16 protein-coding genes are annotated in these 13076 nt (G+C 70.4%); 8 read left to right on the top strand and 8 right to left on the bottom strand.

The annotated features are described in order from the left end of the window. Window positions 1–123: 123 nt before the first annotated feature. Both ACZ4W5_RS03370 and ACZ4W5_RS03365 read right to left on the bottom strand, forming a co-directional pair. The gene (locus ACZ4W5_RS03370; RefSeq protein ID WP_465652602.1) at window positions 124–306 is read right to left on the bottom strand and encodes a DUF397 domain-containing protein; all 183 of its coding nucleotides are present in this window, start codon (window positions 304–306) and stop codon (window positions 124–126) included. A 26-nt stretch (window positions 307–332) separates the two neighbouring features. Beyond that, window positions 333–1193 carry a helix-turn-helix domain-containing protein gene (locus tag ACZ4W5_RS03365; protein WP_465652490.1) on the bottom strand — a complete coding sequence of 287 codons (861 nt, stop codon included), beginning with the start codon at window positions 1191–1193 and terminating at the stop codon, window positions 333–335. Between the two features lie 226 nt (window positions 1194–1419). On the opposite strand from ACZ4W5_RS03365, the gene ACZ4W5_RS03360 reads away from it, so the two are divergent. Further along, complete coding sequence (locus ACZ4W5_RS03360; RefSeq protein ID WP_465652488.1) at window positions 1420–1833, top strand: ATP-binding protein; 414 nt, start codon at window positions 1420–1422, stop codon at window positions 1831–1833. A gap of 55 nt (window positions 1834–1888) precedes the next feature. Here the strand turns inward: ACZ4W5_RS03360 and ACZ4W5_RS03355 are convergent, their stop codons facing one another. Further along, window positions 1889–2353: a cupin domain-containing protein gene (locus ACZ4W5_RS03355; RefSeq protein ID WP_465652486.1), complete on the bottom strand. Its 465-nt coding sequence runs from the start codon at window positions 2351–2353 to the stop codon at window positions 1889–1891. Window positions 2354–2497: 144 nt separating this feature from the next. On the opposite strand from ACZ4W5_RS03355, the gene ACZ4W5_RS03350 reads away from it, so the two are divergent. The 5 genes from ACZ4W5_RS03350 to ACZ4W5_RS03330 all read left to right on the top strand — a co-directional run bounded on the left by ACZ4W5_RS03350 (window position 2498) and on the right by ACZ4W5_RS03330 (window position 5060). Further along, the gene (locus tag ACZ4W5_RS03350) at window positions 2498–3019 is read left to right on the top strand and encodes a TetR/AcrR family transcriptional regulator (protein ID WP_465652600.1); all 522 of its coding nucleotides are present in this window, start codon (window positions 2498–2500) and stop codon (window positions 3017–3019) included. Between the two features lie 193 nt (window positions 3020–3212). Continuing rightward, window positions 3213–3416, top strand: a complete 204-nt coding sequence (locus ACZ4W5_RS03345; RefSeq protein WP_465652484.1) for a hypothetical protein — start codon at window positions 3213–3215, stop codon at window positions 3414–3416. After that, window positions 3403–3906 (top strand): DUF6879 family protein, encoded by a 504-nt coding sequence (locus ACZ4W5_RS03340; protein WP_465652482.1) that lies wholly within the window; start codon window positions 3403–3405, stop codon window positions 3904–3906. Before ACZ4W5_RS03345 ends, ACZ4W5_RS03340 begins: the two co-directional genes overlap by 14 nt. Continuing rightward, window positions 3903–4745 (top strand): helix-turn-helix domain-containing protein, encoded by an 843-nt coding sequence (locus ACZ4W5_RS03335; protein ID WP_465652480.1) that lies wholly within the window; start codon window positions 3903–3905, stop codon window positions 4743–4745. The genes ACZ4W5_RS03340 and ACZ4W5_RS03335 overlap by 4 nt, the downstream gene beginning before the upstream one ends. Window positions 4746–4886: 141 nt before the next feature. Further along, window positions 4887–5060, top strand: coding sequence for a hypothetical protein (locus tag ACZ4W5_RS03330; RefSeq protein WP_465652478.1), 174 nt, complete (start codon window positions 4887–4889; stop codon window positions 5058–5060). Window positions 5061–5423: 363 nt separating this feature from the next. Here the strand turns inward: ACZ4W5_RS03330 and ACZ4W5_RS03325 are convergent, their stop codons facing one another. Further along, window positions 5424–6356, bottom strand: a complete 933-nt coding sequence (locus ACZ4W5_RS03325) for an oxidoreductase (RefSeq protein WP_465652476.1) — start codon at window positions 6354–6356, stop codon at window positions 5424–5426. Window positions 6357–6439: 83 nt separating this feature from the next. On the opposite strand from ACZ4W5_RS03325, the gene ACZ4W5_RS03320 reads away from it, so the two are divergent. Continuing rightward, window positions 6440–7081, top strand: a complete 642-nt coding sequence (locus ACZ4W5_RS03320; RefSeq protein ID WP_465652474.1) for a TetR family transcriptional regulator — start codon at window positions 6440–6442, stop codon at window positions 7079–7081. Window positions 7082–7253: 172 nt separating this feature from the next. Further along, a complete protein-coding gene (locus ACZ4W5_RS03315) occupies window positions 7254–8297 on the top strand; it encodes a ferritin-like domain-containing protein (RefSeq protein ID WP_465652472.1) in 1044 nt (347 codons plus the stop codon). 87 nt (window positions 8298–8384) lie between these two features. Here ACZ4W5_RS03315 and ACZ4W5_RS03310 read toward each other — a convergent pair whose 3' ends face one another. The 4 genes from ACZ4W5_RS03310 to ACZ4W5_RS03295 form a co-directional block, all read right to left on the bottom strand. Beyond that, complete coding sequence (locus ACZ4W5_RS03310) at window positions 8385–9593, bottom strand: cytochrome P450 (RefSeq protein WP_465652470.1); 1209 nt, start codon at window positions 9591–9593, stop codon at window positions 8385–8387. A gap of 41 nt (window positions 9594–9634) precedes the next feature. After that, on the bottom strand, window positions 9635–10513 hold the full coding sequence (locus ACZ4W5_RS03305) for a tRNA-dependent cyclodipeptide synthase (protein ID WP_465652468.1): 879 nt from the start codon (window positions 10511–10513) through the stop codon (window positions 9635–9637). A gap of 549 nt (window positions 10514–11062) precedes the next feature. Continuing rightward, entirely contained in the window at window positions 11063–11701 is a 639-nt protein-coding gene (def, locus tag ACZ4W5_RS03300) for a peptide deformylase (protein ID WP_360233353.1), read from the bottom strand. A 52-nt stretch (window positions 11702–11753) separates the two neighbouring features. Then, window positions 11754–12740, bottom strand: coding sequence for a tetratricopeptide repeat protein (locus tag ACZ4W5_RS03295; RefSeq protein ID WP_360233351.1), 987 nt, complete (start codon window positions 12738–12740; stop codon window positions 11754–11756). Window positions 12741–13076 lie beyond the last annotated feature (336 nt).

Raw genomic sequence — 13076 nt, 5'->3', positions numbered from 1 at the left:
TCTTCTTGGTTACGGCCTGGCCTTTCTTCCGGCGCCCATGTTGGAGGGGGAGGGCCGCGCGGGCGGGGGGCGAAGGGTGGCTCCCCCCCCCCCCCCCCCCCCTCCCCCCCCACCCCTGTTGTTTCAGTCGGCCGAAAACTCCCCGCCCTTGACCCCCGCGAGGAAGGAAACCCAGGCCTCAGCCGCGAACACCAGCGCCGGCCCATCCGGGTCCTTCGAGTCCCGCACGGGAACAGCGCCAGGCAGACCAGCAGCCACCTCAACGCACTCACTCTGCGCACCGGAGAACGAGGACTTGTGCCACACAAGTCCCGAGAGCTCGTTCACAATCCTCAGACCTTCTCGCTCGCCATGCGCCCGATGAGCGCGATCGATTCATCACGGGGCAGCGACTCCGCCAACGCGCGGCGGAACAGATTCGCATACTTGAAGACTTCCTCCGGCTCCTCGATGTACAAGGTGCTGAGAAGGCTGTCGACGTACACCACATCCGTCTCCGTCACCTCCGGGAAACTGAGGATGGTGACAGGGCCGAAGAGCGCCGCGTGGATCGCCGACGCCTCTGGCAGGACCTGGACGTTGATGTTGGGGCGCTCGGCCGAGGCCGCAAGGAACTCAAGCTGTTCACGCATGACCACCGGACCACCCACCTGATGCTTGAGCACTGACTCGGAGAGCACAGCCCACACACGCAAAGGCACGTCCCTTGCCAGGACCGACCGACGTTCCTGACGAACCTTCGTCAGCGTCTCGACCTGCTCAGCCGTCGCATCCTCTATCTGTGCCCGGACAACGGCCCTGGTGTAGTCCTCGGTTTGCAAGATTCCGGGCACCAGCAAGGTCTGAATGCTGTACATGTCCGATGCGTCGGACTCCAACGCGATGTAGTCCGCATAGAGCGGCGACAGCGTGTCCGAGTAGCGGTCCCACCAGCCACGCAGACGACCTTCGCGCGACAGAGCCTCCAGCCGACTCCGCGTATCCGCATCTGCCACTCCGTACAGGTCGAGCAGCAGCCGAAGATCCACCAGCCGAATGCCCGACTGAGCGGCCTCGATCCGACTGATCTTGCTCTCCGCGCAGTCGAGTTGCCGCGCCGACTGGGCGATCGTCAGATCAGCGACTGATCGCAGCTCCTTGAGCGTTCGGGCCAGCCGCCGCTGTCGAACCGTCGGATTCCGGTTCACGGGCACGCTCGTGACCTCCTCACTTCTGTGATCTGCCCAGTCTGCCCCCGCTGTCAGCTGACAACAATCTTTGATCACTTCCAAAGTGGGGACTTGCACTTTAGAAGTCCCCAGGAGGATGCTACTCAACGTAGTCCGCTAGTCGACATATCGTGATCATGGCGGGCTTTCACCGGGCATCCCCATGCCTTCTCCAGCGCTCTCACCTGCACACTCCAGAGGTGGCCCTGCCATGCGCGAACAGACCTGCTGGCTCCCCCGGCACCCGAAGTCCCCCCGCAACGCCCGCCAGGAGCTCCGCGAGTTCCTCCTCCCTCACCCCTCCAGCGAACTCCTTCTCCCCACCGGCGAGTTGCTCCTCAGCGAACTCGTCAACAATGCGGTCACCCACGCCCGCACCCCGCGCGACCGCCTGATCTTCGTCCGCCTCCAGCTCCTCCCCCACGGCACCCTCCGGATCGAGGTGCACGACGCCGACAACGAGAAGCCCAAGCCCCTCCCCATCTCCCTCACCTCCGAGAGCGGCCGAGGCCTGCTCCTCGTCCAGGAGTTGGCCTCCGAGTGGGGCTGCTGCCCGCGCCGGGGCGGCATCGGCAAGTTCATCTGGTGCCACATCACCGCCCCCGCCGCCGAGACCGCCGCATGAGCCCCGTCCACGCCCGGCCTTCACCCCGACCGGGGCGCCCGCCGTGCGAACGCACTCATTCCTGCTCGTGGTAGCTGATGTGGTGTCGGGCCGCGATGGGGTTGATCTTCGCGGGGTCCAGTTGACCGTCGGTGAGGACCGCGGGCCCTGCCTCGATCAGGTCCTCGACGTAGTGCTCCCAGCCGCCGGGCGAGGAGATCTGCAGAACTCGCGGGGGCGGGTCGGAGGCACGGCGCAGGGCGTGCGGGACGCCGTGGGGCAGCAGGACGAAGGTCCCCTTCGGCGCCGAGTACGTCCGGTCGTCGAACTCGATTTCGAGGACGCCGTCCAGTACGTAGACGCATTCGTCCGCCTGGTGGTGGGTGTGCCGCGGGATGTCCTTCGCGACGGTCACCTCCAGCAGCGAGAGCCGGCCTTCCGTGTCGTCGGTCATCGCCTTGACCGCGAATGCGGGTGGCAACGGGATCCGCCCCGGCCGGGCGGCTCCGGGCTCCAGCAGGATGAAACGGTCTTCGGGCATGGATGCAGACCCTCCTCGCATGGCACAATCGGAACCGGAATCCGATTCCGGATAAGGGTAGGCAGGGGAGCACTCGGATTGTCAACGCCATCGACACCAGACGACCGCAAACCGCGTGCCGACGCGGAGCGCAACCGCGCCCGCGTGCTGGCAGCGGCGCGTGCCCTGTTCGAGGAGAGGGGCGACGAGGTCCAGATGCCCGAGGTGGCACGCGCCGCTGGAGTGGGCATCGGCACCGTGTACCGGCATTTTCCGAACAAGCAGGCCCTCGTGGAGGCCGCAGCGGAACACCGCTTCGCCGAGATCCTCCAGTTCGCGCGCGCCGACTGCCTGCGCGACCCCGGGTCAGGTACGGGGCTGGCCCGGTATCTCCGCCATGTCGGTCGGATGCTGGCCGAGGACCACGGGCTGTCCGCCTCCGTCGTGGCGGCCGTGGGCTCCTCGGCACCCAGAGGGGAGATGCTGGCGCAGCTCGAGGCCGCGGTCGGAGCGCTGATCGACCAGGGCCGGGCCGCCGGAACCCTCCGGGAGGACCTCACCGTGAGGGACGTCTACATGCTCGTAGGCGGCCTGTCTGCGGTCGTCCGCACCGGCAGCGGTGACTGGGACCGCTTCATCGACCTCACCCTCGACGGGCTGCGCCCGCGCCGGGACACCGGTCCGTGACCCAGCCTCCGGCAGCTGCACCTCCGGTTGCCCGGACAGCACCGCAATGCACCACCCCGCCCCGCCTGGCGTTCACGCCGGGCGGGGCCGGCCGAACGACTTTCCCGTTCCGGAAAGATCGAGTCCTTGACCCTCAGTCCGGAGAGTCGAAAGCATTGAGCACCAGGAACCACCGACGAGTTGGGAGCACGTGATGCTGCGTTGGCTGTCCGGGAACGGGTCCTGCAAGAACGGAACGTGCCCCACCCTCTGGCGCACCGAGGACGGGGACTACGTAACTCAAGGCCTCGTGATCACCGACCCCGACCGCCTCGCGCAGCTGAACCTGCCGCCCGGCGAGTCCGCGGTCCTGATGCCCGCCGCCGTCCTGGAGGGATACTTCCGTGCTCAAGGGTGAAGAATTCGGCCGCCTCTTCGAGACATTCGAACGAACGGCCTTCCGGCTCGAAACCCTCCCCCTCTACGACGTGGACGACGAACGTGAGGAGTTCGCCGCCTTCCTGGCGGGGAAGGGTCTGGCGCCGGAGTCCTCCGACAACCCCTGGGTCCGCTCCATGACGGACCTGGGCAAGCGGGTGGCCCGGGTGCACGTTCTCCGCTCGCCCCTGTCGGACTATCTCCGGTACGAGTTGGCCTCCTACCCCGGCAACATCGCGGCCGGCGAGTCGATCGGCATCATCGACACGGCCCGACAGGTGGTGGTCGGCCTGCCCGACCACGACTTCTGGCTGTTCGACGACGCCCGGGCCTACCGGATGCACTACACCGACGCGGGACAGTTCGTCGGCGCCGAACTGCTGCCCGACGGCCGCCTGAACGAGTACCAGCGGTACCGGGAGATTGCCCTGGCGAACGCCGTCCCCTTCGGGGAGTACTCGGCGGCTTGAGCAGAGACCAGCACCACGATCTGGGTAGAGCCCTGCGGACGCTGCGGATCGCCTCGGACAAGACCGCCGAGACCGTCGCCCGCAGGGCTTCCATGTCTCCGGCCAAGCTCTCGAAGATCGAAAACGGCAAGACCCTGCCGAGCGTGCAGGACGTGGACCTCATCCTGACGGCGCTCGGAATATCAGTCAAAGCCAAGGCTGAATTCCTGGAAGCAGCTCGCGGTGCGGTCACCGAGGAAACGGCCTGGCGGGAACTGCGCCGCATGGGCCACTGGAAGCATCAGAACGCCATCAAGGCCATTGAGTCCCAAACAAGCCTTCTCCGGTTGTTCCAGGGGCAGCTCATTCCAGGACTGCTCCAGAGCGCCGAATACGTCTCGGCGGTGTTCGCGCTACCCCCGGAGCTTCCGCAGGAAGCCAAGGCAAGGACCATCGCCGCTCGACTGGACCGGCAGACCGTCCTGTACGACCGCCAGCGGGAGTTCCGCTTCGTCATCTGCGAACACGTACTGCGGTGGCGGGTCTGCTCGCCTGCGGTGATGGCCACACAGCTCGATCGCCTGGTATCGCTGTCGCGGCTCCCCAACGTCACCATCGGCGTTCTTCCGCTCTCCAAGCGCATGCCGGACTTCCCGATGACGTGCTTCAGCATGTACGACGATCGCCTGGTCATCGTGGAGACGTTCCACTCGGAGATCACCACGCGTGATCCGAGGGACGTCAGTCTCTATCTCTCTACATTCTCAGGGTTCGATTCCGTAGCATTGCACGGTGCCGACATGCGCGCGCTGGTCGAAGGCATCCGAGACGAGTTCCTTCGCGAACAGGAAAGCTCCTAGGGGCAATCCCCTCTCCCCGTAATGTGGTGACTCGTCGAAGCGATCTGCGAGTCATTGGAGTTCTCCGTGCCCGCTGTGGATTCCGCAGAACCGACCGGCCCCGGTCGGCCGTCGAAACGGCGCCGCTCCCACGCGGAACTCATGGAGCTGATCCAGAACACCCCGGTTCGAAAGGACCTCACCACCGGGCGCCTGGTCGAGCTGGTCGGCCCCTTGGACGGCCGGGCCCTGGTCCGCCCACTGTTCGAGCCGGACGCCCCACCGCGTCAGGTCCCCGTCGACCAGCTCACCACCCACATCAGCTTGTGGGGCTAAACGCCCGACATTGGTAGGGCCCCGGAACCTGCCCCGCCCCCACGTAAGGGCCGGTGCGCAGGAAGTCGGCGCGGCCGACTTCCTGCGCGGCACCTCGGCCGTGGTCCTCCCGTCCGCCGCGCGGAGCCGGGCCCGTTGACCATGGCGTCCCCGGCCTGGTCGGCGGACCGGCCGCCGCAGCCCCCGGGGCCGCAGCCGGAAGCCCGTCCAACTCACCCCAGAAGGACCAAAGTTGCTCCGCCGGGCGGGATGCGTCCGGATCGAGGTCGCACGCCGTTTCCGCTCCGCCCGTGCCCACCGCCGAGGCCGAGTCCCCCTGCGCGCCGTGCGAACGCTCCCCGCCGAACCCGGGGGCGGCCCGGCTCAGACAGCCGCCGGGAGGCCGAACCGAACCTCGGTCAGCCGCTCCGAGAGCTCCCAGAGCCGCCGGCCCGTCTCCGCGTCGACGGCCCTCGGGGCGAGCCGCACGGCCTTCGGGGCGCCGCGCAGCTCTCCCATCCCGCCCGGGCCGATGAACTGCCCGCCGACCGCCTCGGGGGCGGTCGCCGCGAACAGCTGGGGCAGCGCGCCCCGGTCCGGGGCCTGGGCGAGCGGGATCAGGAGGCGGCCGAAGAGCAGCTTCACCGGGCCGACCGAGCCGGCCTGGATGTTGGTGGCGGCGTACCCGGGGTGGGCGAGCAGGCTGCGGACCGGGCTGCCGGCGGCCGCGAGGCGCCGGTGGAGCTCCCATCCGAAGACGGCGTTGGCGAGCTTCGACTGGTTGTAGTGGCCCATCGGTGAGTACGTCCGCTCCCCGCCGAGGTCCTCGAAGGAGATCCGCCCCTGCCGGTGGTTGGCCGAGCTCACCGTGACCACCCGCGGATCGGCCCCCTCCGCCAGCAGGTCGAGCAGCAGCCCGGTGAGCGCGAAGTGGCCGAGGTGGTTGGCGGCGAACTGGAGCTCGTGCCCCTGCGCGCTGAGTGTGCGCGGCGGCGCCAGCACACCCGCGTTGTTGACCAGGACGTCCGGGCGGAGGCCGTCCGAGCGCAGCCGCTCGGCGAAGGCGCGGACGGAGTCGAGGTCGGCCAGGTCGAGGCGGCGCACCTCCAGGGTCGCCCCGGGCTGCTCGGCGGTGATCTCCGCGACCGCACGCCGCCCCTTGTCCTCGTCGCGGACGGCGAGGATCACCCGCCCGCCCCGACGGGCCACGGCGCGGGTGGTCGCCAGCCCGAGGCCGCTGTTGGCGCCGGTGACGACGAACAGCCGCCCCGCCTGGTCCGGAATCCGTTCGACACCCCAAGCCTGAGTCTTCGTCATGCGCCACACGCTGCCCGTGCTGTCACCAAGTGTCAAGGAAGACTCCGTGCGCCAATCCCGACCCCACGTGTAGCATCCAGACCATGACCACCGTCCCCGCCCTGAGCCTGGCCGAACGCAAGCGCCGGCTCGTCGCCGACGAGCTGACCAAGGCCGCGCTGGGCCTGTTCGCCGAGCAGGGGTTCGACGCGGTGACGGTCGACGAGATCGCCGCCTCCACCGGCATCTCCAAGCGGACGTTCTTCCGCTACTTCGCCTCCAAGGAGGACGTGGTCGTCCGCTTCCTGGCGGACCTCGGCAGCGGCATGCGCGCCGAACTCGCCGGGCGGCCCGCCGGGGAGAGCCCCTCCACCGCCCTGCGGAACACCGTCTGGGCCGCCATCGACGCCTGCGCCGGCCACTCCGAGCAGACCCTGCGCGTGGTCCAACTGATCCTCGGCACACCCGCGTTGCGCGCCCGCTTCCTGGAGCACCAGTCGCAGTGGCGCGAGGACCTGGCCGCCGAACTCGCCGACCGTCTGGGAGTGGACCCCGCGACCGGTCTCCACCCTCGGATGGCGGCCGGAATGGCCCTGACCGCCTTCGACGTCGTGCTCCAGTGCTGGAGCGCGAGCGACGGCGCGCAGGACCCGGCCGCCCTGACCGACCAGGCCTTCGCCGCCATCGCCCCGGCCCTCGACGCCACGCCCATCGACGCCACGCCCGTCGACACCACCCCGCGCTGACGGCCACCGCGCGCCTACCCCGCGCCAACCCCCGCCGCGCCGCCCACCCCGCGCCAACCCCCGCCGCGCGCCGCCCGTCCGGCTGAACTCCCGGGCCACACCGGCATCACACGCATACGTACGACCCGCCCCCCGCTACGGTCCGGCGCACAGCCGAACGAAAGGGGTCCCCATGACGACCGGAGTGCTCGACTACGAGAGCGACGCGATCACCCAGCTCATGAGCATGGCGGAGGAGGACTGGACCGAGCAGGAACTCAGGGAGGCGCTCCAGCGGGCGATCATGCTGGAGGTGTCGACCATCCCGCCGTACGCGACCGCCCTGTGGTCGATCACCGCCCGGAACGGCGGCCAGCCGGTCCAGGACTCCGCCCAGGAGATCCTCTTCGACGAAATGTTCCACTTCGGACTGGTCTGCAACATGCTCACCAGCATCAGCGGCACCGTCGTCCTGACCGACCCGCTCACCGTCCCCAAGTACCCGGGCGAGCTGCCCGGCGGCGTCAACCCGGGCCTGGTGGTCTACCTCAGCGGGCTCTCCCGTGACTCGGCGGGGCTCTTCGCCGCCATCGAGAAGCCCGAGAACCCGCTCTCCTACGCCGCCGACGGCAACACGATCGGCGCCTTCTACCAGCGCATCGCCAACGTCTTCCCCAAGTACGCCCACCTGCTCACAGGTCAGCACCAGGTGAAGTTCTCGCTCGGGACGAACCGCGAGATCGTCGCGATGAGCACCATCGACGACGTGCTCCAGGCGATCCACGTCATCCAGACCCAGGGCGAGGGGACCACCGCCTCCCCGCAGGACCCCTTCCCCAGCGAGCCGGGCGAACTCGCCCACTACTACGCCTTCAAGGAGATCGCCGTCGGCAAGAAGCTCGTCCAGAACCCCACCACGAAGAAGTACGAGTTCACCGGCGCCGACGTCCCGCTGCCGGACACCTTCCCGGTCGCCCGGGTGCCCAGGGGCGGCTGGCCCCGCCAGGGCGACCCCAACTCGCCCGACCAGGCCACCGCCAAGCTGCTGGACGCCTTCAACCAGCACTACAGCGCGATGCTGCACGCCCTCGAACACGCCTGGAGCGACGACCCGACCCAGCTCGGCACCGCGATCGGCCTGATGGGCCAACTGCGCGACACGGCCCAGCAGATCGTCGGCGTCAAGCTCCCGGCCGACCCCCGCTTCACCTACGGCCCGGAGTGGCTCCTGGTGTGACCGCAGGGTGCGGAGGGGCCCGGTGCGGACAGGTCCGCACCGGCCCCTCCGCACCGGCCCCTCGCACCGGCCCCGAAGCCCCTCGGCTCACCACACCACGGGCAGCCGCTCCGGCAGCCGCTTGATGAACCCCGGCCGCCAGGCCAGCTGTTCGGCCGGAAGGGCGAGCCGCAGCCCCGGGAGCCGCTCGACGAGCGCGGCGACGGCGATCTCGGCGTGGGTGCGGCCGAGCGCCGAGGCCGGGCAGAAGTGCCGGCCCGCGCCGAAGGCCAGGTGCGGGTTGCTCGGCCGGTCGAAGTCGATCCGCTCCGGGTCCGGGAAGACCGCCGGGTCGTAGTTGGCGCCCTCGACCAGGACCAGCACGAGCTCGCCCTCCTGCACCAGCACCTCACCCACCTGCACGTCCGCGAGCGCGAGCCGCGGCAGGGCGTCGCCGATCGACAGGTTCACCCGCAGCAACTCGTCCACCGCGCGCCCGATCGGCGCCGGCTCCCGCCGGAGCCGGTCGGCGAGTTCGGGCCGTTCGCACAGGTAGACGACGGCGTTCAGCAGGAACGCCGAGGTCGAGACCGCGCCCGCGCCGAACAGCGACAGCGCGACGGTGGCGAGCAGTTCGTCACCGACCCGGTCGGAGACGTCCGGGGAGCGGCGCAGCGCGGCGAACCGGCCGAGCAGGCCGTCCACCGGTTCCGGGTCCGCGGTGAGCCGCCCGAGCACGTGGTCGAGGTCCTTGTACCAGTTGGGGGCCGCACCGGCGAACGGCACCGGGCTGGTGAGGAAGGCGATGTCGATGCCGGCCATCAGCCGCCGCCCGTCCTCGGCCGGGAGGCCGAGCAGTCGGCAGTGCAGGGCGGCGGAGTAGGGCTCGGCGAAGTCCCCGCGGAGTTCGCCGGGGGCGCCCTGGGCGATGAGTTCGTCGATCAGCCGGTGGGCCTCGGCCCGGAGCCAGCCGTCGAGGGCGCGGTCGGCCCGCGGGGAGAGGGTCTTCATGACGGCGTCGCGCAGTCCGGCGCTGTTGATGTTGCCCATGTTGTTGACCACCTCGGGCGGGATGGTCAGCGCGTACTGGCGGGGGACGCCGGGGTTGGCGGTGTCCTTGAGGCTGAACCGCTCGTCCTCCAGGACCTGCTTGGCCAGCGCGTAGCTGCTGACCAGCCAGGCCGGATCGCCGGTCAGGGTACGGACCCTGGCGATCGGGGTCTCCTCCCTCAGCCGGTTCGCCTCGACGGGCAGGACGTCACCCCGGCGGGAGAGCGGGAAGGCGATGTCGGTGGTCGGCGGGTTGGTCACGGTCACGGGTGTTGCTCCTCGGGGAAGTTCGCGATCCGGACGGTCGACTACGCGGCGCGCCCGGCCATGGGCGCGGACACGGCGGCTTCGACGACTTCGACGGGCTCGACGGGCTCGACGGCCTTGCCGACCCCAACCGCCCCAACCGCCCCAACCGCGCCAACCGCCTCGACGGCAGCCGACGTCGCAGCCGGACGGATCACCGCGTAGGCCTGGCCCGCCCCGGCGCGCAGGCCGACGTCGCGGCCGAACAGGACGGGGGTGAGCGGGAGTTCCAGGTGGTAGCAGCTGACCGAGGAGGGCACGCCGAGCAGCGCCGGGGTGTCCAGGAAGAAGGGCAGTTCGGCGGCGATGTACCGGAGCCCGGCGGCGAGTTGGGGTTCGCTGGGGGCGAGGCCCTCGTCCAGCCGGGCGGCCAGGAAGCCGCGGGCCATGCCCTCGGCGGCCGCCCGGAACTCCGGGTCGGTCCGCAGGGCGTCGACGGCCCGCTGGTGCAGCCGTTGGTACGTGCGGTCGCCGGTGAAGGAGGAGAGTGCGTGCACCCGGACGTCCCGGACGTCCCGGACGTCCCGCGCGTCACCCCGCCGGCCGGCCTCCTCGACGCCCCGCTCGATCCGGCGGGCGGTGGCCTTGACCTCCTTGCGGGCCCGGCGTTCGGCCTGCTCGGGGGCGTAGCCGAAGGTCTCGAACTGGGTGCCGACCAGCAGGTCGGCGTAGACGATGTCGATCCGCTCGAAGAACTGCCGCCCCCACCCGACGAGTTCGGTGATCCGCCGGGCGCTGAAATAGCTGTTGCCGGAGCTGACGCCGATGAGCAGGTGCTCCCCGCGCCGCCAGATCTCCTGGCAGCGGCGGGAATACGGAAGTGCCTCGTACCCGCCTGACGGAATCACCGTCGGGCACTCGTCCCGGAGGGCGTCGCGCATGCCTTGCCTCCACATCGCAGCGGTGGTCACGGAAAAGGTGTTCGGGGAGACGTGGGGGATTCGCAGAAGTGCACGGCGGGCGCGCGGAGTTCACCCGGAGGTGCCGGGCCGCTCGCCGCAGTGGAGGTGGCACGCCTGGTCAGGCGGCCCGTCCCCGGATGCCGTGTGCACATGGTGGGGCTGCGACCACATGAAGTTATCGCTGCGGTTCGGGACTTCCGCAAGCCCCGACCGGGGGTTGGCGGAATGTGATCATCGGGCGGCCGAATCCACCTGTACTACCCGCCCCGGAGTGTGTTCACGAAGATTTCCCGGCGCCCGCCGGATATCGCCCGGGCGGCCTCCCGCGCCATTGTGAAATCCTCCAACATCCCCCCGCCGAAAGGGAATTGTTCTGGAAGTTCCACGCTGCGGGAATCCATCCCAGGAATCGGTCCAGGAAGCCGGGAAAGCCCGGGAAGCCCGGGAGACCCGGGAATCCGGTCCGGAAACGGCGAAGGCCGGCGCGGAGGGGATCCGCACCGGCCTTCGCCGACTACCGCTGAGCGGTCACTCGTTCGGCACCGTCGCGTACTTCGCGGTGCCCTCGGCCATCTGCTTGAGGGCGTCCTTGCGGTCCCGCTTCGACAGCTTGTCGATGTAGAGGGTGCCGTACAGGTGGTCGGTCTCGTGCAGCAGGCAGCGGGCGAAGAAGCCGGTGCCCTCGACCCGGATCGGGTTGCCGTCCTTGTCGACGCCGGTCACGGCCGCGTAGTCCGGGCGCGGCAGCTCGGCGTAGGCGGTCGGGACGGACAGGCAGCCCTCGTTGCTGTCGTCGAGCACCCGGCGCCGGTCGGCCGGGTACTCCTCCAGCTTCGGGTTGATCACGTGGCCGATGTGGCGCACGCCGTCGTCGTCAGGGCAGTCGTAGACGAAGACCTTGAGGTCGACGCCGATCTGGTTGGCGGCCAGGCCGACGCCCTCGGCGGCGTACATCGACTGGAACATGTCGTCGATCAGCGCGGACAGTTCGGCGTCGAACGCGGTGACGTCCTTGACCTCGCGGTGCAGCACGGGATTGCCGACCACGGTGATCGGGCGCGCGGTGCCCTTGGTGAGGTCGGGCTCCTCACCGATCACCTTCGCGGGGGCCTCGGGCGCCGCCCCCTCCACGTCGTGCTCGTGCTGGTGGTCGTGCTGCTCCGCCATTGTCTTCCGCTCCCATAGGTCTACGCGTACCTCACCAGGGTACTCAGCGGGTTCAGCAGACCTCTTCGAGATCCCGGTAGGCCCTGGTCGAGGGGGCGGCCGCGACCCAGCGGTCGAGCAGGGAGCGGACCAGGTGGGCCGGGGCGGCGAGCCCGCACTCGCGCTCGACCAGCCAGGACATCCCGGCCGCGCCGCCCTGGCTGAGGTGGCTGAGATGCCCGGGGTGGGCGGCGTCGCCGTCGTCGTGGGGGTCGTGGTGGGCGACGATCCCGTCGTCGGCGGCCATCCGGCTCTCCGAGCAGGCGCGGCACAGCAGCCGCACCGAGGAGGTCCAGTCCTCGGCGGCGTAGCCGGCGTCGGCGACCAGCCGTTCCAGCGCGTCCCGGTCACCGGCGGTGGCGGCCTGCAGCAGCACCACGTAGGTCGGCACCGGGGAGGGCGCCCACAGCTCGATCTCGTCGAAGACGGGGTAGGCGACGCCGTCGGTGACCCGTTCGCCGTGCGGGGCGCCGTCGTGCAGCACGACCTCGCCCCAGCGGCGGCCGGAGGAGGGCAGCGGGATGGACAGCACCTCGATCCGGGCGGGGTCGAGGCGCCGGCCCCACACCACCTCGGACTCGCCGTCGGGGGACAGCCGCACCGGGGTGGTGCCCAGCTCCAGGCTGACCGGGCCGTCCCCGCCGGGGCCGCCGGGCAGCTTGAGCCCGTAGGCCTGCCAGGCGCGGCGGGCGAGCGGCCAGTCCTGGAGGGCGGTGGCGGTGATGCCGAGGTTCCACCAGTCGGGGGCGCCCTGCTCGCGGTCGAGCAGGGCGACGGCGCGCAGGCCGGCCGAGCGGGCCTGCTCCCAGTCGCGGCGGAACTTGTGCAGCAGGGCGAGGTTGAACCAGGAGTCGGACAGCCAGGGCTCCAGGTCGGCGGCCATCACCAGCAGGGCGCCGGCGTCCTCGTAGCGGCCGTCGCCGATCAGCGTGAAGGCCCGGTCGGTCGTCTGCCGCCAGGTGGCGGACGGCCGGTGCCGTGCCCGGTGGAAGATCCTCACGTTCGTCCCTGCCGTCGTCGTCCGCTCAAGTCCCTTGCCGCCGGGCCCGTCCCGTCCTCGACGGGGCCCGGGTCCCGGTGCTCCGGGTCGGTGTTCCACGCTACGACCGCATCCAACCACGCCCGCCCCCACCCGCGCTCCCCACCGCCGAGGTTGGGGACCGCCCCTCCCCAGCCTGCCCGCCGGAGCGCACCTCCTCAACCCCGGACGGGGGGGGGGGGGGGGGGGGGGCGCCGCGCCCCGGGGGGGACCGCACTTCCGGCTACCGGGCCTGGCCCCCGGTGGTTGGCTCCCCGCGGGTGGTCCCCCACGGTCGGGCTCACACGGTTGGCCCCA

The sequence above is a fragment of the Kitasatospora sp. NPDC029367 genome, from assembly GCF_055569135.1.
This window is presented reverse-complemented; position numbering and strand designations above follow the sequence as displayed.